The following is a 24,112-nucleotide window of genomic DNA, read 5'->3' as shown; positions in this document are numbered from 1 at the left end:
AGCGCCTGCTATCGAGCAAGGATCTCAATTCGATCGATCCAGGTTGTAATTTGCGCCTTCGGATAGCCAACCATGAGCTGGAAGCGGCGCTTGCGGAGCTGCGAGCGCTCAAACTCGTCATCCTTGACGACTATTCCCAGCGCAAAGGTGGGCGCGGCGCCGTCGGTTTTTGCGGGAATTTCATCCAAGCTCGCCGTCGCGCAAGCGTCTTTGAGTGACCCGATCCACACGTCGCCATTCAACTCAACGACAGCGCGGCCACTCTTGTCGGCAGCAATGCTCCATGCTAGCGAGCCGTTGTCGTGCAGGGCATTTTCTAAAAATGCCTCGCCAAGACCTGCAAGCTCTTTAAGCTCGCTCACGCGCGCCATGCTGATTTCGCGTTCAGCCTTCCATGCAGCGCGTGCGCTAAGCCTCACCGCAGCCAAGCTATCCTGATGCTCGGTGACATAGGCATCCGCTCTCGCGTGTCCAATTGAAAATATTCTTTTTTGAATCGGCATCCAGTAACGATTGAAGTCGCTCGCCAGCATCGGGCCGATCTCGTAGAAGGATGCGCCAAAGTCAGGCGTGGAATGCCATTTTCGTTCAAGACGGGCAGAGCCTTCTCTGACAAGCTCGTCGCCTCGCCATTTCACGCTGATAGGTGTTCCAACCACAACCTCTTGAGAGAATGCAAAAAAGTAAATGCTAGTGCTATTTTCTTCGACGGCACAGGCCAAATCTGACAGCCGGAAAGTGCGATCAAAACGCGTCGAAATGTCAGCTTTTATACCCAGGATAGTTACACCGACATTGTCGACATGGGATACCAACCTTGCCTCGTCGCGCTCGAAATTGATCATTAAATCGAACCGAGAACAGGAATAGCCCCACTCCGCTCCGTTCACGTCGCCACTGGCGATGCCGGCCTTGTCTGCGTAGGTGGGCGGCGCGGCGGCGCGAACCGCAGCTTTTTGCCGGTTGAGGAATGCCAAATCCACGATCCAGAAAATAATCACCGCGGGAATCCCAAGCATCGGGTAGACCACCGACGCCATGATTGAGAGCACGAATTTGTGTTTGAATTTACTGAACCACACCGCTCTGGGATTCACACTTTCACCCCGCTTCAATGCCGCTTTGAGGGCGACGAGGCCGCGCCGGTAGTGTGCGACTAATTGCCAAATCCAGAAAACAAACACCGCAGCTAACACCGCAGGTTTGGGCGTGGTCACTACCGCTACCACCGAACACAAAACTTTGATCGCGAAATATATGATGCTAGCGAGCAAGCTTTTCGGGGAATTAGACATTCTTACACCTTTCAATTTGTTGCCTGTTCAAACCTAGGGGTTCCGGGACATTGCATGAGAGAAAAACATGCAGCGAACGAATAATAAACTATTTTAGTTGTGTTTCAACTTTTTAAGTCCTTCAAACAAATAAGCCTAGTAGCCACCATTCGGGTTGAACCATCACAAGGACGCCCCATGGAATCTCAACGACTCAAAAAAATTTCCCAAACAGTGGGCGCCGCCATCGCGAGCCACAGAGTCCGAGTCGGCCTCACGCAAGAGGATGTTGCCGAGCGCTTGGGAATCGGCAACGAGGCCATCTCGCGACTTGAGCGCGGCATCGTCTTGCCATCGATCCCGCGCCTGTCAGAGCTCGCGGAGCTCTTTGATTGCAGAATGAATGAATTGCTGCTGACATCCAGCGATCGCAAAACCGACCAGGCCGCAGCCATTGAAGCCCATCTCAGCGGCCTTTCCCCAGAGGACCGAGCATTCGTCGTCGATCAGGCGCGCGCCACTGCCGGCTACCTGAGGGGTAGGGCTAACAACGGCTTTCGCTCAACCATTTCTTCCCCCGACACTCCCTCAACGGGGCAGCAGAAGAAAAATACAAAAAAAATCTCGAAATAGAGAACGCAAACTCCAGCGCCGGTGATTAAGCATTCCATTGCTCTCCGACAACCAGAAAAATAACGCAACGGCTGTCGAAAAGATTGAATCTATGCGACACCAGCAAACAGATTGGCAATATTGACGATATTGAAATTGACGCTGTTGAACTCAGATCGGCCTCAGAGCGAGATGCCATCCCAAGCGAGGGACTGCGAAATGGGATGTCTGCGGAGCGCGAGGCGTGGCGCAAGAGGAGCCACGAATGCTCGCGAGTTGAATCCGGGGTAGATATAGGCGGACGTAAATGGCAAACCAGCGAACAAACGCGGCAACCCGTGCATGCGGAGTCACCGCTCGCGTCCGAACGTTGGCGCGCGCTCTACACGCCATCAGATAGAACTATGTCGGCAGCAAGAAAAAGTGGAAGTGAAAATGGAAGGGAATAAAGAAGGATGTGGCCTTTAGCGCCTGTCAAAGCCCACGTTAATAGCGATCAAAGCCCAAGGCCTTCGAAACCCTCAGCAACACGACGGGCAGTTAAAGGCTGGGGCTTAGCGCTGGCAAGGAATTTTGGCTAAGGCGCATCAACTTGCGTATGAGACTAGGAGGCATTCCCGATGCGGTTTGAAATGCCCTGGTCATGTGGGCCAAATCAGAAAATCCTTCGTCAAAGGCAATCATCGTAAGGCTATCCAAGGATGCAAGGCGATGCGATGCGCGAATCAAGCGCGACGCTTGTCTAAGCGCTTCGGCCGTTATATTTGACTCCCTCAACCGGCGCTCCAAAGTCCGCTGGTGACAACCAAGCTTGCGGGTGACACTAGCGATGGGAAGGTGCCCCTCGCTTTCAAACACCAGAGCCACTTCGCCGGCAGCAGACGCCTCCACACCCAGGATCTTGGCAGTGGTGGTCAAGCTGCGCCTCTCTGCTCCGCTCGGCAACTGCGCATTGCGCCGCGTGGTCGCCATCATGGTCTCCACAATCGCTAGCGTGCCTTGGCGGCAGATATCAGGATCGTCTCGACCAGCCGTGGGCGTTCCATTTCCGCCATTTCCGCCATTTCCGCCATCATTGCCATTGCCGTTGGCCGGACTATTACGAGATGCGCTGCTTGGCCGGCGCGCGTAGCCATTGGCGCCGAGACTGGTCTGCACTCCAAGATTCGCGGACTGGTTATAGGCGTTGAAAGCTATAAGCACGTCGGCTTCGCGCTGGAATGACGAGAGAAGCAGATATCCAGGGTTGATGTCGGTGGAAAGAAAATCGTTAACCATGCGCTCGACTACACCTGCACCAGCCCCCTCAGCCGTTCTGGCACGGCCGGCGGCATGGTAGCGTTGATACGGCAGGTGGCCACTGATGGCGTGCGACACCGCGGAGACGAACATGGTCATCGGCGTCCAGCCAGCCTTGCCCTCGAGCGCATTGACTACAACGTGGTATGCAAGTGATTTCGGCATTTTTTTGATTCCTAGTTCGACATTTTCACGACTCTACGGAAGGTTTTAGGCTACAAATAACTGGTAAGAGCACCGACCGAACTATGCAGAAAGAGGGCAGCTTCGACGCGGGTAAGAACCACCGCGCTAAGAAAGTAATAACGCCATTCAACAATGTCAAATCAGAGAAAACTGAATTGCAGTTGACATGGAAAAATTATCTTTTAAGAGACGATCAAGAAGCTAGCTTCGATCGGCATAGCCGCAGAAAAGCTTCATACATAGGCACAAATTTCGCGGCGGCCTGATTCATTTCCTTCGCTTCACGAATAACATGCGGCGGCCGTTCCCCCATCGCTCGCTGCTGATCTGAAAAGACCGACAGCAGGTCAAACGAACCAATCGGAACGGTTCTCTCAACAATGCAACTAGCCATAATGCAAGCCTCGCCATAAAACCGCTGTAGAGCGTCATTTAACTCAGCATCCACGAATTCATGTTCTGGCGTGTCCCACTCTTCAACAAAGCGAAAAAATGGCTGGATAGCCATTCGCTTAAATGACCCTCCAAAATCCTGCTCGCGGAGCAATCGAATCGACGGCTCGAACGGCAGCTCTTTTTTGAATCGTTCGAAAAGAATCTGATCATGTGTTGGGCCGGCCGGCTGTGATGCCACAGCCATAGGAGCGGAGGCAAGCTGCACCACAGATATCGGCTTCAATTGCGGGTAGTGCTGGAAGAGCCTTGACTCGTCTCTCGACAACTCCTCCCAAATATCGCCCCAAAAAAGCATCGATACCTCAAACATGCCATTTTCACGCTGCTGCTCTGAGATTTCACGAGCAACGGCCTGAGTTGGGCCATCGGCATCCGCAGTGGTGGCAATATAAAGTCTGCTCAGTGCTGGCTTAAACTTAGCAGCTTCAGCCACCTCGGCCCGAATAGTGGTCTCGGAAACTTTTCCAATCGTGTTTTTGCATTGAAGCCCAATCAGTGCACCGTTCTGATCTCGACCATATACGTCCACACCATACTGAGCTTGCCCCTGTCTTCCATGGCGAGTGAAATCTGGGTTATTCCAGCGAATCTTCGCGGCCGAGCAAACGATCTTTTCAAACTCATCCCATCCCTGCGGCTTGGGCAAATGGGAGTCCGCAAATGTAGGCATACAATTCCTATTTAAAGTGACACTACTGCATTAATTGATGCCAGCATAATAACTCACGATAGCTATTTATGGCATCATGTTCTAGTGGTTGCCATGCCTTGTCACATTGATTTACGGGGCCGGCCACTGCATGGCTTTGGTGGCTTGCAGACATGGGCCTCAGAGGCCGGCAGCATCAGCCAGTCTGCCGGCTTCAAAGCGTTATAAACGTTGGGCGTCGTGACCAAGATCACGTGCTCGATTTTCACCATCCACTCCCGGAGCACTTCACACTTGGCCTGAATATAGATTTCTGTCACGTGATCATGTGAATGGTTAATAAACTCACTCTTCTTAACTACATAAGGCACGCTGATTGAGGTCATTAGCGCGCCGAGAAAGCGCTGCAAATCATGGTTTGTCAGCCCTTCTTCTCCGGCGCCATGTTCGCGTAACGCGCGGTCGTTTGCCCGTCCTTGTGCCCAACAACTGAACGCAGCTCCTCCTCCGTTTGAATGAAGCCAGCATCGATCATGTTGCCTTGCCGGATGCGCTCGATGGTCCGCTTCTGCAAATTCGCCACGCTGCGGGCGCCAATCATGTCTGCAATGGCCACTGGCGACGAGGTGATGTCTTTGAGCACTCTGGAAATGAAGGAGCGACGAGTGTCATGCATGTGAATGCCATCAAGCTTCGCCCGCTCAAGCACTCGGCGGAATACTGTCTTGAAGCCCTCGATCTTGTAGTGAAAGACTCGCTCGTCCACTCGCGGAATAACCTTAAAGGCTGCCACGGCCTCCGGCAGCAAAATAACCAGGCGCTCCTCGTCCGCCTTCGTCTGGTCCGCATCGAGATTGATGACTCCGCGCTCGACATCGATTTGCGACCATAGCAGGCCAAGTATTTCAGCTCTTCTCATGCCCGTGGATATGGCGACGGCAAAAATGAGCGGCATTTCCTTGTTCCGGCATTTACGCAGCTCCGTAAGCAGCGCTTCCTCTTCGTCCGGTGAAATGATCCGTCGGCGCCGGCGTTCGCCGCCCTTCACCTTGGCCTTGTCGGCTTCCGCAAAGGGATTGTGGCCGTTGAGGCGCTTCCAGGCCTTGTTGTCCGTGAATCGGAGCTTATTGACAACGCCTTGCAGCGCGTAGATCTCGCGCTTGACCGTGCTCTTGGCCCGGCCCTGCTGCAATCGGACATTGATGTATTCAGTCGTATCCTGCTCGGTCAGGTCGTCAATATAAAAATCACCAATCTTTTTCTTGGCAAAGCCCTTGGCATGCTCTCGCAGGCTCGCAAGCGCCCCTGACGGAACGTAAAAACCGCTCTTGATGTGGGAGATCTCGATGTCGCGGCAGTTCTGCAAGCGCGCTCTGGCAGCCTTTGCTGTTTGCTGGACCTTGTCGACGCCGCAATCCAGCAGCGGATTGACGTAGGCGCGCAAGTAGCTGTCGATGGCGTGGCCTAGCGTGCAGCGCCCTTCCGTGATCAACTCCACGCCGGCGCGGTGAACCTCGTCGACCATCAGGGTCGCGCGGTCACGTCCCTGAGCGATCAGGAGCCGGCCCTGCGGAGTCTTGGTATCTGCCAAAAATATCTTGGCGCGCTCGAGCTCGTCTTGCCCGAACGAGCGGTCGACAACGAAGTCGCCACGCTCAACGCGCACTCTGTAACGTATGGATTTTGTTTTGTCGGCGTTTTTCCAGTCAATGACCCGGATGCCGCGAGGAATGGATGATGCCATGATTGGCCTTTGGCGTTGGTGGAATCGTTTGTCGAATTCCCCTATTTTTCACCATCAAGCCGGCATTCGCCGATGCCTTGAAACCTGCCGGCGAACGCCAAGACCTTGATTTCAAAGCTTAAATTTGGTGGGAAGTGCAAGTTTCGAACTTGCGACCCCTGCAGTGTGAATGCAGTGCTCTACCCCTGAGCTAACCTCCCGAAGCGAGGCGAATTATCGCATAGGTGTTGCGGCATCTGCAAGGGCTGGCAAGAGGAAATTTACCATGCCCCGCTTTTTTCTCAGGCGGCCGCTGGCGGCGACGTGACGGCGGTCCAGATGCACTGGCCTTTGGCGGCCTTGTCGAGGCCGGCGATGGTGGCTGCGTGGGCGGCGAGTTCGTCGGCCGTGGCGCTCTGGAAGATGACTTCGGCCAGGGGCACGATTTCCAGCACGGCGCCGTCGGCGGCCACTTCCACCTCTTCTTCCATGCTCAGGCTGTTTTGCCCGCGCGTCATGGCCAGGTAGACGTCGGCCAGCAATTCGGAGTCGAGCAGCGCGCCGTGCAGCTTGCGGTGGGCGTTCGAGACGCCGTAGCGGTCGCACAGGGCGTCGAGCGAGTTGCGCTTGCCCGGATGCATTTCCTTCGCCTGCACCAGGGTATCGATCACGCCAACCACTTGTTCATGCACGGGCGGCAGGTTCAGGCGCTTGAATTCCGCGTTCAGGAAGCCGATATCGAACGGGGCGTTGTGGATGATCAGTTCGGCGCCGGCGATGTAGGCGCGGAATTCGTCGGCGATTTCCGCGAATTTCGGTTTGTCGCTGAGAAATTCCGTCGTCAATCCGTGGACGGCCAGCGCGCCCTCTTCCGAATCGCGCTCGGGATTGATGTAATGGTGGAAATTATTCCCCGTCAACATGCGGTTGTTCAGTTCGACCGCCCCGATCTCCAGGATGCGGTCGCCCGTGCGCGGGTTGAGGCCGGTGGTTTCAGTATCAAGAACAATTTGACGCATGGCGGATTCATTCGTAAAAGCAAAAAGCGAAGGGCACAGTATAGCAAACCTGTGTGCTGCAATCGCACCCAGACATGTTCGAACGCCCAACAAAACCGTAGCGAGCTGCAGTGATTTGTGGCCGAGAAGCGCAACCGTACTCTAGTACGGTGAGCATCACAGGCCGCAAAGCGCGCCGCGCAGTAGGTTGGGTTGGGCGTTCTTAGGCGCGCACGGTTTCCACGCCCAGGTTGGCCAGCTGATCGGCCCGCTCATTGCCAGGATGGCCATTGTGGCCGCGCACCCAGCGCCATTCCACTTCATGCACGGCCTGGGCCGTATCGAGCGCCTGCCACAGGTCGACGTTTTTCACGGGCGCCTTGGCCGCCGTTTTCCAGCCGCGCGCCTTCCAGCCGTGGATCCATTCGCTGATGCCCTTCTGGACATACTGGCTATCGGTATACAGCACCACCTGGCACGGACGTTTGAGCGCCGTCAAGGCTTCGATCACGGCCTTCAATTCCATGCGGTTATTCGTCGTATTGAGTTCCCCGCCGTAAATTTCTTTCTTGGCGCCATCGGCTACCATCAGCGCGCCCCAACCGCCCGTGCCGGGATTGCCCTTGCATGCGCCATCGGCGTAAATCTCTACCTTATCCATCTTGCTGTTCCCGCCTTTTATTCGTGACCGGTGCGCCTGCGGGCGCCGTCGCCGGTTTCTTGGTCCACGCCGGACCGATCAAACGCATCCCTTTGACGCGCTTGATCGCCTGCACTATATACACTGCGCCCAGATATGGCCACCAGCGCGCGCCCGCCTTGTCCATGAAAGCGTTGCGGCGCAGCCATTTTTCTGTCCTGCAGGCAGGTGCGTAGCAGCCGAAGTAGCTTTGGCTGACGCCCATGTTCAGCAATTTTAACCAGTCTTTCATGCGCGGCATAGAGATCAGCTCGCCCGCCTGCGGCAGGTAGTGGCGTCCCGTGACCCGCCCCAGCCCCTGGCGCACGCCCCACAGGCTGGCCGGATTGAAGCCGCAGACGATCACGCGCCCCTCGGGGATCAGCACGCGCTCGACTTCGCGCAAGACCTGGTGCGGCTCGGCGGCAAATTCAAGCACGTGCGGCAAGACCACGAGGTCCAGGCTTTGCGAGTCGAACGGCAGCTCGTCAAAAGCCGACACGAGGGTGAGGCGGCTGTCCTGCGGCGGACGCGATGGCAGGCGCGAATCGAGCAGCCATTTGTTCGGCATGCGGTTGGCGGCCAGTGCGTCGAGCTGGGGCAAACCTATCTGCACGGCATTAAAACCGAAGATGTCGACGGTCAGACTGTCGAGACATTGCTGTTCCCAGGCGCGCACGTACACACCGGCCGGCGTCTGCAGCCAGCCGTCAAGCGCTATAATGGATTTTTCGGATGCCACACTGTCCATTCAGTTTTCTCTTTTGCTCATGACACACTCCCCTGAACACGCTTTATCGGTACTTGCCGTGCCCGCTTTTGCCGACAATTACCTGTGGCTGATCCATGACGGCCGCCACGCCGCCGTGGTCGACCCCGGCGATGCGATGGCCATCCTCGATGCGCTCAAAGCCCATCAGTTGACCTTGTCCGCCATTTTACTCACGCATCACCACGCCGACCACACGGGTGGCGTGCCTGAATTGTTGCAGCATTTCGCCGTCCCCGTCTTCGGCCCTCGCAATGAGGCTATCACAGCCATCACGGAACCGCTTGCCGAAGGCGATGTCGCTTACGTGCCCGAACTGGGCTTGCAAATGACCGTCATCGACGTGCCTGGCCATACGAAGGGGCATATCGCCTACGTGCGCCAGCGCGACGAGCGCAGCGGCGCACCGTGGCTGTTTTCCGGCGACACCCTGTTTGCGGGCGGATGCGGCCGCCTGTTCGAAGGCACGCCGGGCCAGATGGCCGACTCGCTGGGCAAGCTGGCAGCCCTGCCCGACGATACCGAGGTATTTTGCGCGCATGAGTACACCTTGTCCAATTTGCGCTTCGCTAACGCCGTCGAGCCGGGTAATGTGGCCTTGCAGGAACGCATCGCCATCGACACGGAAAAGCGCCAGCAGGGTTTAGCGACCGTGCCGTCGACCATTGCCCTTGAAAAGGCCACGAACCCCTTCCTGCGCTACCGCGAACCGGCCATCCTGAGCAGCCTGAAGGTGGAAGGCAAGCTGACCACCGATGCTTCGCCCGTCGAAGCGTTTGCAGCTTTGCGGATGTGGAAAAATAATTTTTAAACGTACCCTTTCGCCATAAAAAATCCCGGCAGATGCTGATCGCATCGCCGGGATTTTTTTATACGGTTATTTGATCAGGATCAGATTTCTTCGTACAGCGGCAAGGTCAGGAATTCGGCGAACGATTCCGACGTCGACATTTCCTCGAAAATCTGGCCGGCGCGCACATAGGTCGGGCCATTGCCGCCCGGCGCATCGCGCTGCACCTTGGCCAGCTCTTCCGGAATCATGGCGCGCACCATGTCTGCCGTCACCTTGCGGCCGTCTTCCAGCACGCCCTTGCTGGAACGAATCCACTGCCACACTTGCGAGCGGCTGATCTCGGCCGTGGCCGCGTCTTCCATCAGGTTGTGGATGGGCACACAACCGTTGCCGGCCAGCCAGCTGCCCAGGTAGTGGATGCCCACGTTGATGTTGTAACGCAAACCGGCTTCCGTAATCGGCGCTTCCGGCTGGAAGTTCAGCAAGTCCGATGCCTTGACGTCGATGTCGGGACGCTGTTTCTCGATCTGGTTCGGCTTGTCGCCCAATACTTTCGTGAACTCGCCCATGGCCAGTTCCACCAGACCCGGATGGGCAACCCAGCCGCCGTCATAGCCGTCGGTGGCATCGCGCGCCTTGTCGTTGCGCACGCCACCCATGGCGATGTCGTTCTTTTCCGGATCGTTCTTGATCGGGATCAAGGCCGCCATGCCGCCGATGGCCGGTGCACCACGTTTGTGGCAGGTTTTCAGCAGCAGCAAGGCGTAGGCGCGCATGAACGGCGCCGTCATCGTGACTTTCGCGCGGTCGGCCAGGCAGAAATCCTTGTCCAGCTTGAATTTCTTGATGCAGGAGAAGATGTAATCCCAGCGGCCCGCGTTCAGGCCCGAGCTGTGTTCCTTCAGTTCGTACAGGATTTCATCCATCTCGAACGCAGCCAGGATGGTTTCGATCAGCACCGTCGCCTTGATCGTGCCTTGTGGCAAGCCCAGTTCGTTTTGCGTCATGACGAAGATGTCGTTCCACAGGCGCGCTTCCAGGTGCGATTCCATCTTCGGCAGGTAGAAATACGGGCCGGCGCCGCGCGCCAGCTGCTCCTTGGCGTTATGGAACATGAACAGGGCGAAATCAAAAATGCCGCCGGAAATGCGCTTGCCGTCGACCAGCACGTGCTTTTCATCGAGGTGCCAGCCGCGCGGACGCACAACCAAGGTCGCGATCTTGTCGTTCAGCTTGTACGACTTGCCATTTTGCTCGAGCGAAATCGTCTTGCGCACGGCGTCATACATATTGATCTGGCCCGTGATCTGGTTATCCCAGTTCGGCGTGTTCGAATCCTCGAAGTCCGTCATGTAACTGTCCGCGCCGGAATTGAAGGCGTTGATGACCATCTTGCGCTCGACGGGACCGGTGATTTCCACGCGGCGGCATTCCAGCGCCTTCGGAATCGGCGCGATCTTCCAGTCGCCGTCGCGGATGTGCGCGGTTTCTGGCAGAAAATCAGGACGCTCGCCCGCGTCGAGGCGCTTGGCCCGTTCCACGCGCACGGCCAGCAACTCCTGGCGGCGCGGCTCGAATGCACGCGTCAGCTTGGCCACCAGCGCCAGCGCGGCCGGCGTCAAAATCCGTTCGTAGCCTGGGGCGATGTCACCCGTGATTTGCATGCCATCGGGAAGTGCGATCGTGTTCTGCGTCATGAAGTTCTCCGGTTTTTAGTCAATATAAGCAAAGGAAATCTGGTGATCCAAGTATAAGCGCAACAACTGCGCAGGCAAGCTGGACAGAGGCGCAAAAACACTCTGCCAGGCGGCGCGTTTGTTCTATAGTATTGCACTATAAGGCATGGAAACGAGATTAAAAATCACTTCATCTATGCGTTTTTATCACAAGTGATGACATAGCGGGAGCAACACATGGGCCAGTTCAGACAAATATCGACCTTCGTGGAAGTGGTGGCCAAGGGCAGCCTGTCGGCCGCCGCACGCGCGGAAGGCATCGCGCCGGCCATGATAGGCCGCCGCCTCGATGCGCTGGAGCAGCGCCTGGGCGTCAAATTGCTGCAACGTACGACGCGCAAGCTGGCGCTCACGAATGAAGGCGCCGCCTTCCTGGAAGATTGCCAGCGCATCCTGGGCGAGCTGGAAGAAGCGGAAGCGGCCGTGGCCGAGCGCAGCGTCAAAGCCAGCGGCCATCTGCTCATTTCCGCGCCGGCCGGCTTCGGACGCCAGCACGTGGCGCCTTTGATTCCCTCGTTTGTCGCCGAGCACCGCGACGTGACGGTGTCGCTGAATCTGAACGACCGCCTCGTCGACCTGATCGGCGAAGGCATCGACGTGGCCATCCGCATCGCCAGCCTGTCCGATTCCTCGCTCGTGAGCACCAAGCTGGCCGACAACCAGCGCGTGCTCGTCGGCTCGCCCGCCTATCTGAAACGGGCGGGCACGCCGCGCATCCCGGCCGACCTGGCCAAGCACAATTGCCTGGCGATCAGCAGCGAAGGCAGCCAGCGGGGCTGGACCTTCCGCGAAAACGGCAAGAATGTGATTTTAAAGGTGGCGGGTAATATGGTGTGCAACGATGGCGAAGTGCTGCACGACTGGGCCCTGGCAGGCAAGGGCCTGGCGTGGCGCTCGATGTGGGAAGTGGGCGCGGAGATCGAATCGGGCCAGCTGGTGACGGTGCTGGAGCAGTTCGCCGCGCCGGGCAACGATATTTATGCCGTCTTCGCCCAGCGCCGCCACTTGCCGCTGCGCATACGGGCATTTGTGGATTTTTTGCGGCATGCATATTCCCAACCCGACTACTGGCGCGAGCGCGCCATCTGAGGATGCCGGACCCAAACTGCTGCGCGACGGTTTTGCCCCCCCGTCGTGACGCATGAGGGAACAACTTCAGCCCCCTGATCGTGCGTAGGTCGGCCAAGGTCGGCGTAGGTCGGCTTAGCGCAGCGTAAGCCGACACCCCAGCTCATGCACCTCCCCAGCACCACCATTGTCGGCTTACGCGCAAGCGCTAAGCCGACCTACCAGCTACCCGCCTGCCCGGCGAGGCATGCCGGCCAAAAATCACTGGGGTTCGCAACGGCTTGATTGCGCACCGCGACGTACCAGACGCAGGCCGGCATGGGTCAGCGTAGGTCGACGTAAGTCGGCGTAGGTCGGCTTAGCGCAGCGTAAGCCGACACCGCCAGCCCATGCACCTCGCCAGCACCACCATTGTCGGCTTACGCGCAAGCGCTAAGCCGACCTACCAGCTACCCGCCTGCCCGGCGAGGCATGCCGGCCAAAAATCACAGGTATTCGCAACGGCTTGATTGCGCACCGCGACGTACCAGACGCAGGCCGGCATCGGTCAGCGTAGGTCGACGTAAGTCGGCTTAGCGCAGCGTAAGCCGACACCGCCAGCCCATGCACCTCGCCAGCACCACCATTGTCGGCTTACGCGCAAGCGCTAAGCCGACCTACACGGCGACGCAAGCACGCCAAAAGAGCGCGCAGCCCGCGCAAAAACCATACCTCACGGAAATTCAGGCGAAAAAAAATCCTCGGAGACCGAGGATTTCTTTATTTCGTTTGATCCAGCGTATTAGATTGGCTGAATGTTCGAAGCTTGCTTGCCTTTAGGGCCAGCGGTCACTTCAAAAGAAACGCGTTGGTTCTCTTGCAGGGACTTGAAGCCGTTCGACTGGATAGCCGAGAAGTGAGCGAACAGATCTTCGCCGCCTTCGTCAGGGGTAATAAAGCCGAAACCCTTCGAATCATTGAACCATTTTACGATGCCAGTTGCCATTACAATTTCCTATTTCAGTTAAGTTGGGCTTGCGCCCGTTATATCGTTTGAAGCAAGAAAGAAATGACAGACAAACTGCACTACTACCTCGAATCCAACGATGCCCAATTATACCAACAAAACTGAGAAAAACCATTCTTTCGCAAAATAAACTTGCGAACACTACTTTAATAGCCAAATCCCCGTCTTGCGGCGCCCTTTACCAGCGGCATGGAGACACTATATCCTAATCTTCGACGCGGGTGCTTTGCGTTGCATCAAATGAATCATTGCAACCACATCTCTGTAGTGCTGTCGCTCACGCGGTGAAATGGGTGGCGCCCGCATCACGTTCTGCCCAGTCCAGTAGCGCCGTCACTTGCGCCCGCAAGGCGGGCCATTCCGCCACCGCTTGCGCTGGGGTATTGAGCATGGCGCGCACCAGCTGTTCGATGCGCCGGCATTCCTGGCCCAGCGCGGCAAAGCCGAAGGTGGCGGCCGAGCCGGCCACCGCGTGCAGCGCGCGGTGCAGCTCCGTCAACGGTTCCAGACGGGCGCCTTCGCTGTCGCAGCGGCCGCTTGCCTGCGCAATCGCCTGCATCAGGGCCGGTACGCTGGCCGCATACTTTTCGTTCAACGCACGCAAACGCGTGCGGAAATCCGGATCGATCAAGGTTGCCATCTCAATACTCGCCTGAATGACTTACTTGGTGCCGAAGATACGGTCGCCGGCGTCGCCCAGGCCCGGCACGATGTAGGCGTGGTCATCCAGGTGCGAGTCGAGCGCGGCGCAGAACATCTTGACGTTCGGGTGCGCGTTCTGGAACACGGTCACGCCTTCCGGTGCGGCCACCAGGGCCAGGAAGATGATCTGCTCGTCCGTTACGCCCCGTTTTTTCAGCACATCGACGGCATACACGCCCGAATTGCCGGTCGCCACCATCGGGTCGCACAGGATGAAAGTACGCTCGCTCAGGTCCGGCAGGCGCACCAGGTATTCCACGGGCATGTGCGTGGCCGGGTCGCGGTACACGCCGATATGGCCCACGCGCGCCGACGGCACCAGGTTCAGCAAGCCATCGCTCATGCCGATGCCTGCGCGCAGGATGGGCACGATGGCCAATTTCTTGCCAGCAATGACGGGCGCATCGATGGTCACCAGCGGGGTCTTGATTTCGCGCGTGGTCAGCGGCAGATCGCGCGTGATTTCATAGCCCATCAGCAAAGTGATTTCCTTGAGCAATTCGCGAAAGGTGCGCGTCGATGTGTCGTGCTCACGCATGTGGCTCAGTTTGTGCTGGATCAACGGGTGATCGGTAATGAACAAATTCGGGAAGCGTGGGTCTTGTTTCATATTGTTTTTCTTTCTCTACTCTCTGGCGCGGCGGCAAGCATGCACCGCAAGCGCGCTGTGTGTCGATAAAATCATGGATTGCAGCATTATCCCAGTCCGCAGCCCGCCTGTGGCCGGAATTTTCGAAATATTCGGATTTATTGAAATCAATACTCGCGCAGCGCGCGCGCCAGGATGGCCGCGCAATCGGTGCCCGCCGGCAAGCGGCCATACGCCCCGCCCGGCGCCTGCACCAGCCTCGACTGCAGGAAAGCTTGCGCGACGAACGTTGGCGCATGGCGCAGCAGCAAGGCCGCCTGCACGGCCAGTACGATGCGCTCGGACAATTGCCGTGCGCCAAATTCATCCGTTTGCGCTCCATCCAGGTCGGCCAGCAGGCGCGCGCGGCAGGCCACAAAGGAAGCGTCATCATCGCCGGCCAGCGCCAGCTCGGCCGCCAGGGCGTCGCGCGCGGCCGGCGACTTGCCGAAGGCGCGCAAGACGTCGAGGCACATGACGTTGCCCGAGCCTTCCCAGATCGAGTTGACGGGCAATTCTCGGTACAGGCGCGCCAGCGGCGCCTCTTCCACATAGCCCGTGCCGCCCAGCACTTCCATGGCTTCCGCGCCGAAGCCGGGCCCCCGTTTGCAGATCCAGTACTTTCCGGCCGGCGTGAGCACGCGCGCCAGCATCGCCTGCTGCGCATCGACCTTTTCATCGAAACAGCGGGCCAGGCGCAGCGCAAAAGCCGTGGCCGCTTCCGACTCGAGCGCGAGGTCGGCCAGCACGTTTTGCATCAGCGGCTGCTCGGCCAGCGGCTTGCCGAACACGGCCCGCTGGCGCGCATGGTGCAGCGCCTGCGTCAAGGCGGCGCGCATGATGCCGGTGCTGCCCAGCACGCAATCGAGGCGCGTATGGCTGGCCATTTCCAGGATGGTGGGAATGCCGCGCCCCGGCTGCCCCACGAGCCAGCCATAGGCATTGGTGAACTCCACCTCCGACGAGGCGTTCGAGCGGTTGCCCAGTTTATCTTTCAGGCGCTGCACGCGGATGGCGTTGCGGCTGCCGTCGGGCAGGTAGCGGGGCAGGAAGAAGCACGACAAGCCGCCCTCGTCCGCCTGCGCCAGGATCAGATGCGCGTCGCACTGGGGCGCCGAGAAAAACCATTTGTGGCCGACGATGCGCCAGGCGCCCCCTGCCTCTGCACCGAACAGGGCTTGCGCCTCGTCCGGCGGCACGGGCACGGCGCGCGTGGTATTGCTGCGCACGTCCGAGCCGCCCTGTTTTTCCGTCATGCCCATGCCGACCAGGGCGCCCCGTTTTTGTTCCACGGGCAAGGAGCGGGGATCGTATTCGCGCGACAGGATTTTCGGCAGCCAGCGCTGCGCGATCTGCGGCAGATCCAGCGCCTGGCGCAGGGCCGGCACCGAGGCATACGTCATCGTCACGGGACACTGCGTGCCGTTCTCCACCTGCCCCACTAATAGATAGGCGGCCGCGCGCGCTACCTGGGCGCCGGGGCCGGGCGAGGCCCAGGGCGACGCGTGCGCGCCGGCGCCCACGAGGATGGCCATCAGTTCATGCCAGGCCGGATGGAACAGCACTTCGTCGATGCGCCGGCCGGACCGGTCGAACTGCTGCAGTTCGGGCGTGTGGATATTGGCCAGACGCGCCAGCGCGTACGTCTCGGCCCGGCCCAGCTTGTCGCCCAGCGCGTCGAGCTCCTGCAGCGCCGCGCCGCCGCCTTCACGCAGCAGCGCTTCGATCAGCGCCGGGTCGCAGGCGAACAGGTTGACGTTTTCAAACGGCGTGGCCTGGTTGAAAACTTCATGCGTATCAAAAGCATTCATGGGGGTCTCCCGCGATTTGTTATCATGGCGCCCTTGTCTGCCGCGGGCGCGCCGTCAACACCGTCTGCCAGCCAGACTAGCGCAAAGCGCAAGGCGGGGCAAGCGCGCCAGGGGAAGCAAGCGCAGATAAATGTTTCCACGTGGAATGAAAATACCCATGTGTGTCGCGCGGCATGATTTTTTTCATGGAAGGCAGGAATATTTACAAAACCTGAAGCAATGTTGCTTTATTTCATGTAATCGAATGCTTTTCAATGATACATTTCGTGTGGATCGCGTTCCGATAGCCGCCCTTCCGGCCCCTATGGCGCGCGTCACGCACGATGCACTGTTTCCGTTGGCGCCCTGCCCTGCAGCGAGCGCCGGCACTGATAATAAAAAGGTAAAAGCCAGCACGATGTTTTCCAGTACCCCATCCGCCGCCCACCGCGAGGCCCGCCACGAGTTGGACAACCTCATGGAAGAGGCAGGCGACGTCGTGTTCCGGCTCGATACGGACGGCCTGATCCTGTTCGCCAGCAAGCGCGCGGCCACCCTGTTCGGCGCGCCCTCGGGCCTGTCCGGCCATTTGCTGCTGCCGCTGGCCACCGAAGCGTCGCGCGCGGCGCTGCAGGCGGCGCTGGAAGACGCGCTGGAAGAGCCGGGCCGCCTGGAAGTGCGCCTGCAAGCGCCGGACCAGGAAATCTGGTTCGAGCTGCGCCTGTCGTCTTATATGAACGCGGCCGGCGTGGCCGAATTGCTGGTGGTCGGGCGCGACACGTCGGCCCAGCACAACACGGAAGAACGGCTGCGCCACATGGCAACGCACGATGCGCTCACGGGTCTGCCGAACCGCCTGCTGCTGTCGGACCGCATCCGCATGGTGATCGCCCAGGCCGCCCGTTCGGGCCAGGGCTTTTCCGTCGCCACCATCGGCCTCGATGGTTTTAAAAAGGTCAACGATGGCCTGGGCCACCCCGTCGGCGACGCCGTACTGCGCCTGGCCGCCGCGCGCCTGCGCAAGACCCTGCGCGACAGCGACACCCTGGCGCGCGTGGGCGGCGACGAATTCGTCGCCGTGCTGCCTGGCAGCGCCACCGACGCCCAGATCAAGCTGGTGACGGGCCGCCTGCTGGCCACCCTGCAGGCGCCGTTCGAAGTCGATGGCCACACGATCTACGTGGGCGCCTCCGTCGGCGTATCGATCTATCCGCTGCACGCGGAGGATGAAGTGCGCCTGGTGGCGCTGGCCGATGCGGCCATGTCGCGCGCCAAGGAAACGGGCAAGGCCCGCTGCCTGGTCTACAGCCCGCGCCTGAACGGCCCGTCGGAACACGATATTTCGCTGGAAGCGGCCATGTTCCACGCCGTGCGCGAAGGCGAATTCCTGCTGTTTTACCAGCCCATCGTCGACGCGCACACGCGCCAGATCCAGGGCTTCGAAACCCTGATGCGCTGGAAGCATCCGACCCTGGGCCTGGTGCCGCCCGTGCGCTTCATCCCGATTGCGGAAGCCAATGGCCTGATCAACCTGCTCGGCGCCTGGGCGCTGAAGGCGGCCTGCGTGCAGCTCAAGCAGTTCCAGGAAGTGGCCAAACGGCCGTTGTACATCTCCGTCAACATCAGCCCGCGCCAGTTCCGCAACGATAAATTCCTCGACGTGCTCGATGAAGCCATCGCGTTTTCGGGACTCTCCGGCGAACACCTGGTGCTGGAAATCACGGAAGGCACGCTGATGATCGACCCCGTGCATGCGGAAACCATCCTCGTCAAGATGACGGAGCGCCGCGCGCGCATCGCCATCGACGATTTCGGCACCGGCTACTCCTCGCTCGCGTATCTGAAGCGCTTCCCCATTTCCGTGCTGAAGATCGACCGCACCTTCATCAAGGACTTGCCCGAATCGAGCAAGGATGCGGCCATCTGCAACACCATTCTCGACCTGGCCAAGCATTTGAATTTGTCCGTCGTGGCCGAGGGCGTGGAAACCGAGGAGCAGATGCACTTCATCGAGTCGCGCGGCTGCCAGTACGTGCAAGGCTACCTGACGGGCAAGCCGATGCCGGCCCATGCCGCGCTATCGGCCTTGAGCGACAAAACCTATGCGGCGCTGGTGCCTGTGCCGTCTGCCAATGAACCGCGCGGAGGGGTGCAATGAATCCAGGTCATTTCACGGTACCGACACAGCTCGGCAAAAACACCCTGGACCTGCTGTGGGCGCGCACGCGACAGCAAGGCGACATGCCCGGCTTCGCGAAAGCCATCAGCGCCATCCTGGGCGCCATGCGCGGCGAGGATGACCACGAATTCGACATCACGCAAACGGTGCTGTCCGACCCTGTCCTCACGCACAAGGTGCTCAGGCTGGCCAACAGCGGCATGTATTCGGCCTTCGGCCAGCGCGTCAACACGGTCTCGAAGGCCGTGCTGGTGCTCGGCATCGACGCCATCGGCCACCTGGCGCTGGGCCTGAAGCTGATCGAGGAGCTGTCGCAGGCCTCGCCCGATTCCGTCAGCGCCCACGTGGAAATGGAAAAAGCCGTGCTGGCCGGGATGGTGGCGCAGCAGGTGGCCACCAGCGCCGGCAGCCTGCAGGCGGAGCAAGCCGTCGTCTGCTCCATGCTGCACACCCTGGGCCGCATGATGGTGACGTTCTACATGACGGATTTCTGGGCGCGCATGCAGGCGCATGCGGGTCCCGGCAACGAAGCTGCCGCCGCGCGCGAAATCCTCGGCCTGTCGCTGCCCGAAGTGGGCTATGCCACGGCCGCCCACTGGGGCTTGCCGCAGCACCTGATCAACGGCATGCGTCCGATGGACCCGTCGCCGGACAACTCCCCCGTCAGCGGCGCCGACTGGATGGCGGGCCTGTCGACGATGGCGGCGCGCTGCGCCGACTCGCTGTGGCATGACGATGCGGCCGGCGCGGCGCAGGTGCATGCGCTGATCGACGATTATGCGGGCACCCTGGGCATCACGGCGACCGACCTGGTGATGGCGGTGGACAAGGCCAAGGCGATGGCGGCGGCCGACCTGTCGATCGCACCGCTGTCGAAACCGGCCGAACGGCGCGCGCGCCAGCTGGCCTCGACGCGCATGCGCGCCGAAGGCAATCGCGTGTTGATCGGCGGCCTGGCCGACCTGCGCGGCGCCATCGGCAGCGCCAGCCCGGGACAGATGGTCTCGATGGCGCTCGAAACGCTGCACCAGGGCTTCGATTTTTCGCGCTCGGTGGCGTTCGTGCGCAACCACAGGGACCATTTGTATTCGGCGCGCATCAGCTTGGGCGAAGGCATGGCGGACCTGCAGGATTTGATGGTGTTTGGCGACGCGTATGAGCCGAACGTCTTCCATGCGGCCCTCAACAGCGACCGCGTGATCTTCATCGACAACGCGCGCGACCCGAAATTCGCCGCCAAACTGCCGCAATGGTGGAAGACGACCCTGTCGGAAGCGCGCAGCTTCGTCGTGCTGCCGCTGTCGGCCAACGGCCACCCCACGGGATTTTTATATGGCGACTGGGACGACAGCTTCCCGCCGATCCAATTGAATCAGACGGAATTCAACCTGATCAACGATATCCGGGCGTTATTGGTGCAGTCGGTGGAGATGCGCCATCAATTGGAATTGGTGGCGAACAAGGTGGCGTGACAGGAGGCGCCGACAATGGTGTCGGATTACGCGCTGCGCGCTAATCCGACCTACATGGCATGGGCCGTAGGTCGGATCAGGGCCGCAGGCCCGTCATCCGACAACATTCAATTTACTTCAGCTTCGGCGTATTCACGCTGACATCGCCGCATTGCGCGCGGTGCATCAGGGCGTGGTCGATCAGCACCAGCGCCAGCATGGCTTCGGCGATCGGCGTGGCGCGGATGCCCACGCAGGGGTCGTGGCGGCCGAACGTTTCCACCATCACGGGATTGCCCTCTTTATCGATCGAGCGGCGCGGCGTGCGGATCGACGACGTCGGCTTGATGGCGATCGACACACTGATGTCCTGTCCCGTCGAGATACCGCCCAGTACGCCGCCGGCGTTATTGCCGATAAAGCCTTCCGGCGTCAGTTCGTCGCCGTGCTCGGAACCCTTTTGCGCCACCGAATCGAAGCCGGCGCCGATTTCCACGCCCTTGACGGCATTGATGCCCATCATGGCATAGGCGATGTCGGCGTCGAGCTTGTCGTAGATGGGCTGGCCCAGGCCGACCGGCACGTTTTGCGCGATCACGTCGATGCGCGCGCCGATGGAATCGCCGTCGCGCCGCAACTGGTCCATCGCCGCCTCCATGCGCGCGATCAGGTCCGCGTCGCCGCTGGCGGCAAAGAACGGGTTCGCATGCACGTGCTCCCACGACTGGAACGGCACGGGAATATCGCCCAGCTGGCTCATGCAGCCCTTGAACGTGGTGCCGTACTGCTGCAGCAGCCATTTCTTGGCAATCGCCGCCGCGCCCACGACAGGTGCCGTCAGGCGCGCCGACGAGCGCCCGCCCCCGCGCGGATCGCGCACGCCGTATTTATGCCAGTAGGTGTAGTCGGCGTGGCCGGGGCGGAAGCTTTCCGCGATATTGCCGTAGTCCTTGCTGCGCTGGTCTTCATTGCGGATCAGCAGCGCGATGGGCGTACCCGTCGTCACGCCCTGGTACACGCCGGAGAGGATTTCCACGGTATCCGATTCCTGGCGCTGCGTCACGTGGCGCGAAGTGCCCGGCTTGCGGCGGTCCAGCTCGGGCTGGATATCGGCTTCCGACAGGATCAAGCCCGGCGGACAGCCATCGATCACGCAGCCGATGGCCGGACCGTGCGATTCGCCGAAAGTGGTAACAGTAAACAGCTTGCCAAAAGAATTGCCGGACATAGTAGGAAGTGGTGAGGACTGGAAAACTCAATTCTACCAGCCTGCGGGGCATGCCATGCCGCTAATGCCAGGCCACTGCCCGATATTTACCCGCCACCCACCCTCCCGCCGCGCCTTTCGCCCCGCCCCAAACCGCCATTTTAAAATCCCGCGTTATTTTTTCGCATAAAAAATACCAAATAAGCGTCGCAATCATGCAATGCAAGAAATATTGCCCTACAGAATAGACTTAAAAAAACATTTTGCTTATTAAATAGCTATATACTTGGATCAGAGCGCGGCACACAATACTGAACGCCAACCCAGATTTAGGCTGCGCCGAGAGCACGTCACAAAATGCCCAGGGCCAGGCGTCGTTGCCGAAGACAGTACGCAAGTACGGCGAGGCAACGCAACGATAGTTGAGTGCTGTTTTTCGTTGTTCCAGAGTGCATCAGAAATGCCCAGGGCTAGGCGTACTGCCGAAGACAGTACGCGAGTACGGCGAGGCAGTACAACAACGCCATGGACATTTCTGATGTGCTCACGTTCCGTATTGAGTCATCCTGGAGAAGCTATACATGCCCGCACCGATCATCCCCCTTGACGCCAACAAGGACGATCACGACGACCTGGTATTCCTCGATGAGCAACCAGCGGCGTCGCTGGCCGTCGCACAGCGCAGCGTCTGGCGGGTGATGATCATCGACGACGATGAAGACGTCCACTCCACCACCACATTCGCCCTGGGCAATCTGGAAATGCAGCACCGCCCGCTGGAATTCGTGCATGCGTATTCGGCCGGCCAGGCGCGCGAACTGCTCAAGCATGAAGACGACATCGCCGTCATCCTGCTCGACGTGGTCATGGAACAGGATGACGCGGGCCTGCACCTGGTGCGCTACATACGCGAAACGCTGAAAATGACGGACGTGCGCATCATCCTGCGCACGGGCCAGCCCGGCTATGCGCCGGAAATCGACGCCATCCGCGATTTCGACATCAACGACTACAAGACCAAGTCCGAACTGACGCGCATCAAGCTGTTTACCACGGTGACGGCGGCCATCCGCTCGTACGAGCAGATCCGTTCAATCAACAGCAGCCGGCGCGGCCTGGACCGTATCGTCCACGCCAGCACGCAGCTGATGGCGCTGCATGGCGTACAGAATTTCTCGGCCGGCGTGCTGGCGCAGATCGCCGACCTGCTGGGCACCCGCGCCGACGGCGTGCTGTGCGTGCAGGACTTGCAGGACAATGGCAGCAAGGAGCTGCTCGTTTCGGCCTGCACGGGCAGCTTTTCCAGCCTGCCGCACAGCGCCCTGTGCGGCCTGCAAAACCCGCGCGTGATGGCCGCCATCGAGCACACGCTGGCGCAGCGGCGCAATGTCTACGCACACGACTACGCCACGCTGTACTTCGCGGGCAAGGCCGGCCGCGACGCGGCCGCCTACCTCATGCTGCCGCGCCCCCTTTCCGCCATCGATGAAAGCCTGCTGGAAGTATTCTGCAGCAACGTCGCCGTGGGCCTGGACAACGTCGAGCTGGTATCGCACCTGCACAACGCCGCCTTCTACGACCAGTTGTCGAAGCTGCCGAACCGCACGCGCCTGGTAGAAATTCTCGACGCCACCCTGGCCGGCCCCGCGCGCGACGACGCCACGTTGTCGCTGGTCGACCTCGACCACTTTGCCGAAACCAACGACGCGCTGGGACACCAGTTCGGCGATACGCTGCTGATCGCCGTGGCGGGCCGCTTGCAAACCCAGCTGGGGCCGCAGCTGACGGTGGCGCGCCTGGGCGGCGATATCTTTTGCGTGCTGGGCGACTCGTCCCAAGTCAACCCAGGCAATATCCTGGCCCTGTTCCAGCCGCCGTTCTGCATCGATGGCCAGGACGTGCAGCTGTCAGCCACCCTGGGCCTGGTGCGCCTGGGCGAACATGCGGGCACAGGCGCCGATGCACTGAAGGATGCCGACATCGCGCTGAAACGGGCAAAAAGCCAGCAGCGCGCCGGGCACTTCTATTTTTCGCGCAGCATGGGCATCGAAATCCGCGAACGGGTGCGCATGATGCACGCACTGCGCACGGCTTTCAGCCAGGACCAGCTGTTTGTCGTGTACCAGCCGCAAATCGACCTGACCACGCGCCGGCCCGTGGGCGCCGAAGCGTTGCTGCGCTGGCAGACGCCGGACGGCAAGTTCATCTCGCCCGACCGCTTCATCCCGATCGCCGAGTATTCGGGCATCATCATAGACCTCGGCGAATGGGTGCTGCGCACGGCGTGCCGCGAACTGGTGCTGCTGCGCGAGCAGGGCCACCGCAACTTCGTCATGTCTGTCAACGTGTCGCAAGTGCAGTTCCGCCACCCGCTGTTCCTGGAAATGCTGCGCGCGGCGCTGGAAGAAACGCAGGCGCCGCCCGAATTCATCGAGCTGGAAATCACGGAATCGATGGCCATGGAAGAGCCGGACTTATTGATCAAGATGCTGTGGCAGATCAAGCAGACGGGCGTGAGCATCGCCATTGACGACTTCGGCACGGGCTTTTCCTCGCTGTCCTATTTGCAGCGCCTGCAGGTCGACCGCCTGAAGATCGACCGCGCCTTCGTCACCGAGATCACGGGATCGGCGCGCGGCAGCAGCATCGCGGAAATGGTCATCCAGCTGGGCCGCAACCTGGGCCTGGCCGTGATCGCCGAAGGCGTGGAAGACGAGCGGCAAGCGCAAATCTTGCAGGCGCTGGGCTGCCCGATGGCGCAAGGCTTTCTGTTCGCCCGCCCCATGACGGCCACGGCGCTGGGCACCTGGCTGAACAACGAGGCGCTGCAGGGGGCCGCATAGGCGCCACCTTGCATACTCAATGCAAAACGCCGGCAGTTGCCGGCGTTGTTTTTACTGCATGAGT

19 protein-coding genes and 1 tRNA gene are annotated in these 24,112 nt (G+C 59.9%); 6 read left to right on the top strand and 14 right to left on the bottom strand.

Annotated elements, in window-relative coordinates; all coding sequences use genetic code 11:
* Positions 1 to 8: 8 nt before the first annotated feature.
* Entirely contained in the window at positions 9 to 1,295 is a 1,287-nt protein-coding gene (locus OX462_RS12120; protein ID WP_409028507.1) for a hypothetical protein, read from the bottom strand.
* 177 nt (positions 1,296 to 1,472) lie between these two features.
* On the opposite strand from OX462_RS12120, the gene OX462_RS12115 reads away from it, so the two are divergent.
* Complete coding sequence (locus OX462_RS12115) at positions 1,473 to 1,907, top strand: helix-turn-helix domain-containing protein (protein ID WP_409028506.1); 435 nt, start codon at positions 1,473 to 1,475, stop codon at positions 1,905 to 1,907.
* A gap of 519 nt (positions 1,908 to 2,426) precedes the next feature.
* Here the strand turns inward: OX462_RS12115 and OX462_RS12110 are convergent.
* The 7 genes from OX462_RS12110 to OX462_RS12080 all read right to left on the bottom strand — a co-directional run bounded on the left by OX462_RS12110 (position 2,427) and on the right by OX462_RS12080 (position 8,627).
* The gene (locus OX462_RS12110) at positions 2,427 to 3,350 is read right to left on the bottom strand and encodes a helix-turn-helix domain-containing protein (protein WP_409028505.1); all 924 of its coding nucleotides are present in this window, start codon (positions 3,348 to 3,350) and stop codon (positions 2,427 to 2,429) included.
* A 214-nt stretch (positions 3,351 to 3,564) separates the two neighbouring features.
* Positions 3,565 to 4,497 (bottom strand): hypothetical protein, encoded by a 933-nt coding sequence (locus OX462_RS12105; protein WP_409028504.1) that lies wholly within the window; start codon positions 4,495 to 4,497, stop codon positions 3,565 to 3,567.
* A 400-nt stretch (positions 4,498 to 4,897) separates the two neighbouring features.
* Positions 4,898 to 6,220 carry a site-specific integrase gene (locus tag OX462_RS12100; RefSeq protein WP_409028503.1) on the bottom strand — a complete coding sequence of 441 codons (1,323 nt, stop codon included), beginning with the start codon at positions 6,218 to 6,220 and terminating at the stop codon, positions 4,898 to 4,900.
* Positions 6,221 to 6,345: 125 nt separating this feature from the next.
* A tRNA-Val gene (locus OX462_RS12095) sits at positions 6,346 to 6,420 on the bottom strand.
* Positions 6,421 to 6,501: 81 nt separating this feature from the next.
* Complete coding sequence (gene dnaQ / locus OX462_RS12090; RefSeq protein WP_070288822.1) at positions 6,502 to 7,218, bottom strand: DNA polymerase III subunit epsilon; 717 nt, start codon at positions 7,216 to 7,218, stop codon at positions 6,502 to 6,504.
* 202 nt (positions 7,219 to 7,420) lie between these two features.
* Positions 7,421 to 7,858, bottom strand: a complete 438-nt coding sequence (gene rnhA / locus OX462_RS12085; RefSeq protein WP_034784447.1) for a ribonuclease HI — start codon at positions 7,856 to 7,858, stop codon at positions 7,421 to 7,423.
* A complete protein-coding gene (locus OX462_RS12080) occupies positions 7,851 to 8,627 on the bottom strand; it encodes a class I SAM-dependent methyltransferase (RefSeq protein ID WP_070223474.1) in 777 nt (258 codons plus the stop codon). The genes rnhA and OX462_RS12080 overlap by 8 nt, the downstream gene beginning before the upstream one ends.
* A gap of 19 nt (positions 8,628 to 8,646) precedes the next feature.
* Between OX462_RS12080 and gloB the strand changes: the two genes are divergently transcribed.
* Positions 8,647 to 9,456: a hydroxyacylglutathione hydrolase gene (gloB, locus tag OX462_RS12075; RefSeq protein ID WP_409028502.1), complete on the top strand. Its 810-nt coding sequence runs from the start codon at positions 8,647 to 8,649 to the stop codon at positions 9,454 to 9,456.
* Positions 9,457 to 9,536: 80 nt separating this feature from the next.
* On the opposite strand, the gene aceB is transcribed toward gloB, so the two are convergent.
* Positions 9,537 to 11,135, bottom strand: coding sequence for a malate synthase A (gene aceB, locus OX462_RS12070; protein ID WP_121669760.1), 1,599 nt, complete (start codon positions 11,133 to 11,135; stop codon positions 9,537 to 9,539).
* A gap of 216 nt (positions 11,136 to 11,351) precedes the next feature.
* On the opposite strand from aceB, the gene OX462_RS12065 reads away from it, so the two are divergent.
* A complete protein-coding gene (locus tag OX462_RS12065; protein WP_409028501.1) occupies positions 11,352 to 12,263 on the top strand; it encodes a LysR family transcriptional regulator in 912 nt (303 codons plus the stop codon).
* Between the two features lie 760 nt (positions 12,264 to 13,023).
* Here OX462_RS12065 and OX462_RS12060 read toward each other — a convergent pair.
* From OX462_RS12060 to OX462_RS12045, 4 genes are all read right to left on the bottom strand, one after another.
* On the bottom strand, positions 13,024 to 13,227 hold the full coding sequence (locus tag OX462_RS12060) for a cold-shock protein (RefSeq protein WP_010398811.1): 204 nt from the start codon (positions 13,225 to 13,227) through the stop codon (positions 13,024 to 13,026).
* Between the two features lie 298 nt (positions 13,228 to 13,525).
* Positions 13,526 to 13,888 (bottom strand): Hpt domain-containing protein, encoded by a 363-nt coding sequence (locus OX462_RS12055; protein WP_070224424.1) that lies wholly within the window; start codon positions 13,886 to 13,888, stop codon positions 13,526 to 13,528.
* A 21-nt stretch (positions 13,889 to 13,909) separates the two neighbouring features.
* Positions 13,910 to 14,560: a uracil phosphoribosyltransferase gene (gene upp / locus OX462_RS12050; RefSeq protein ID WP_409028500.1), complete on the bottom strand. Its 651-nt coding sequence runs from the start codon at positions 14,558 to 14,560 to the stop codon at positions 13,910 to 13,912.
* Positions 14,561 to 14,706: 146 nt separating this feature from the next.
* On the bottom strand, positions 14,707 to 16,389 hold the full coding sequence (locus tag OX462_RS12045; protein WP_409028499.1) for an isovaleryl-CoA dehydrogenase: 1,683 nt from the start codon (positions 16,387 to 16,389) through the stop codon (positions 14,707 to 14,709).
* A gap of 397 nt (positions 16,390 to 16,786) precedes the next feature.
* On the opposite strand from OX462_RS12045, the gene OX462_RS12040 reads away from it, so the two are divergent.
* Both OX462_RS12040 and OX462_RS12035 read left to right on the top strand, forming a co-directional pair.
* Positions 16,787 to 18,526, top strand: coding sequence for a putative bifunctional diguanylate cyclase/phosphodiesterase (locus tag OX462_RS12040; protein ID WP_409028498.1), 1,740 nt, complete (start codon positions 16,787 to 16,789; stop codon positions 18,524 to 18,526).
* Positions 18,523 to 20,019, top strand: coding sequence for an HDOD domain-containing protein (locus OX462_RS12035; protein ID WP_409028497.1), 1,497 nt, complete (start codon positions 18,523 to 18,525; stop codon positions 20,017 to 20,019). The genes OX462_RS12040 and OX462_RS12035 overlap by 4 nt, the downstream gene beginning before the upstream one ends.
* 112 nt (positions 20,020 to 20,131) lie before the next feature.
* Here the strand turns inward: OX462_RS12035 and aroC are convergent, their stop codons facing one another.
* The gene (gene aroC, locus OX462_RS12030) at positions 20,132 to 21,226 is read right to left on the bottom strand and encodes a chorismate synthase (protein WP_070224428.1); all 1,095 of its coding nucleotides are present in this window, start codon (positions 21,224 to 21,226) and stop codon (positions 20,132 to 20,134) included.
* A gap of 560 nt (positions 21,227 to 21,786) precedes the next feature.
* Here aroC and OX462_RS12025 point away from each other — a divergent pair.
* Positions 21,787 to 24,048 (top strand): putative bifunctional diguanylate cyclase/phosphodiesterase, encoded by a 2,262-nt coding sequence (locus OX462_RS12025; protein WP_070291631.1) that lies wholly within the window; start codon positions 21,787 to 21,789, stop codon positions 24,046 to 24,048.
* Positions 24,049 to 24,112 lie beyond the last annotated feature (64 nt).

This window comes from Janthinobacterium aestuarii, assembly GCF_046113285.1.
In the GTDB taxonomy this organism is placed as follows: Bacteria; Pseudomonadota; Gammaproteobacteria; order Burkholderiales; family Burkholderiaceae_D; genus Janthinobacterium.
This window is presented reverse-complemented; position numbering and strand designations above follow the sequence as displayed.

What these genes read in the sequence shown, in the direction of transcription:
- OX462_RS12025 (WP_070291631.1), top strand. Translation starts at nt 21,787, where the DNA reads ATGCCCGCACCGATCATCCCCCTTGACGCCAACAAGGACGATCACGAC.
- upp (WP_409028500.1), bottom strand. Translation starts at nt 14,560, where the DNA reads ATGAAACAAGACCCACGCTTCCCGAATTTGTTCATTACCGATCACCCG.
- OX462_RS12045 (WP_409028499.1), bottom strand. Translation starts at nt 16,389, where the DNA reads ATGAATGCTTTTGATACGCATGAAGTTTTCAACCAGGCCACGCCGTTT.
- OX462_RS12040 (WP_409028498.1), top strand. Translation starts at nt 16,787, where the DNA reads ATGTTTTCCAGTACCCCATCCGCCGCCCACCGCGAGGCCCGCCACGAG.
- OX462_RS12110 (WP_409028505.1), bottom strand. Translation starts at nt 3,350, where the DNA reads ATGCCGAAATCACTTGCATACCACGTTGTAGTCAATGCGCTCGAGGGC.
- OX462_RS12055 (WP_070224424.1), bottom strand. Translation starts at nt 13,888, where the DNA reads ATGGCAACCTTGATCGATCCGGATTTCCGCACGCGTTTGCGTGCGTTG.
- OX462_RS12060 (WP_010398811.1), bottom strand. Translation starts at nt 13,227, where the DNA reads ATGGCAACTGGCATCGTAAAATGGTTCAATGATTCGAAGGGTTTCGGC.
- OX462_RS12100 (WP_409028503.1), bottom strand. Translation starts at nt 6,220, where the DNA reads ATGGCATCATCCATTCCTCGCGGCATCCGGGTCATTGACTGGAAAAAC.
- OX462_RS12120 (WP_409028507.1), bottom strand. Translation starts at nt 1,295, where the DNA reads ATGTCTAATTCCCCGAAAAGCTTGCTCGCTAGCATCATATATTTCGCG.
- OX462_RS12080 (WP_070223474.1), bottom strand. Translation starts at nt 8,627, where the DNA reads ATGGACAGTGTGGCATCCGAAAAATCCATTATAGCGCTTGACGGCTGG.
- OX462_RS12105 (WP_409028504.1), bottom strand. Translation starts at nt 4,497, where the DNA reads ATGCCTACATTTGCGGACTCCCATTTGCCCAAGCCGCAGGGATGGGAT.
- OX462_RS12035 (WP_409028497.1), top strand. Translation starts at nt 18,523, where the DNA reads ATGAATCCAGGTCATTTCACGGTACCGACACAGCTCGGCAAAAACACC.
- OX462_RS12065 (WP_409028501.1), top strand. Translation starts at nt 11,352, where the DNA reads ATGGGCCAGTTCAGACAAATATCGACCTTCGTGGAAGTGGTGGCCAAG.
- aroC (WP_070224428.1), bottom strand. Translation starts at nt 21,226, where the DNA reads ATGTCCGGCAATTCTTTTGGCAAGCTGTTTACTGTTACCACTTTCGGC.
- gloB (WP_409028502.1), top strand. Translation starts at nt 8,647, where the DNA reads ATGACACACTCCCCTGAACACGCTTTATCGGTACTTGCCGTGCCCGCT.
- dnaQ (WP_070288822.1), bottom strand. Translation starts at nt 7,218, where the DNA reads ATGCGTCAAATTGTTCTTGATACTGAAACCACCGGCCTCAACCCGCGC.
- OX462_RS12115 (WP_409028506.1), top strand. Translation starts at nt 1,473, where the DNA reads ATGGAATCTCAACGACTCAAAAAAATTTCCCAAACAGTGGGCGCCGCC.
- aceB (WP_121669760.1), bottom strand. Translation starts at nt 11,135, where the DNA reads ATGACGCAGAACACGATCGCACTTCCCGATGGCATGCAAATCACGGGT.
- rnhA (WP_034784447.1), bottom strand. Translation starts at nt 7,858, where the DNA reads ATGGATAAGGTAGAGATTTACGCCGATGGCGCATGCAAGGGCAATCCC.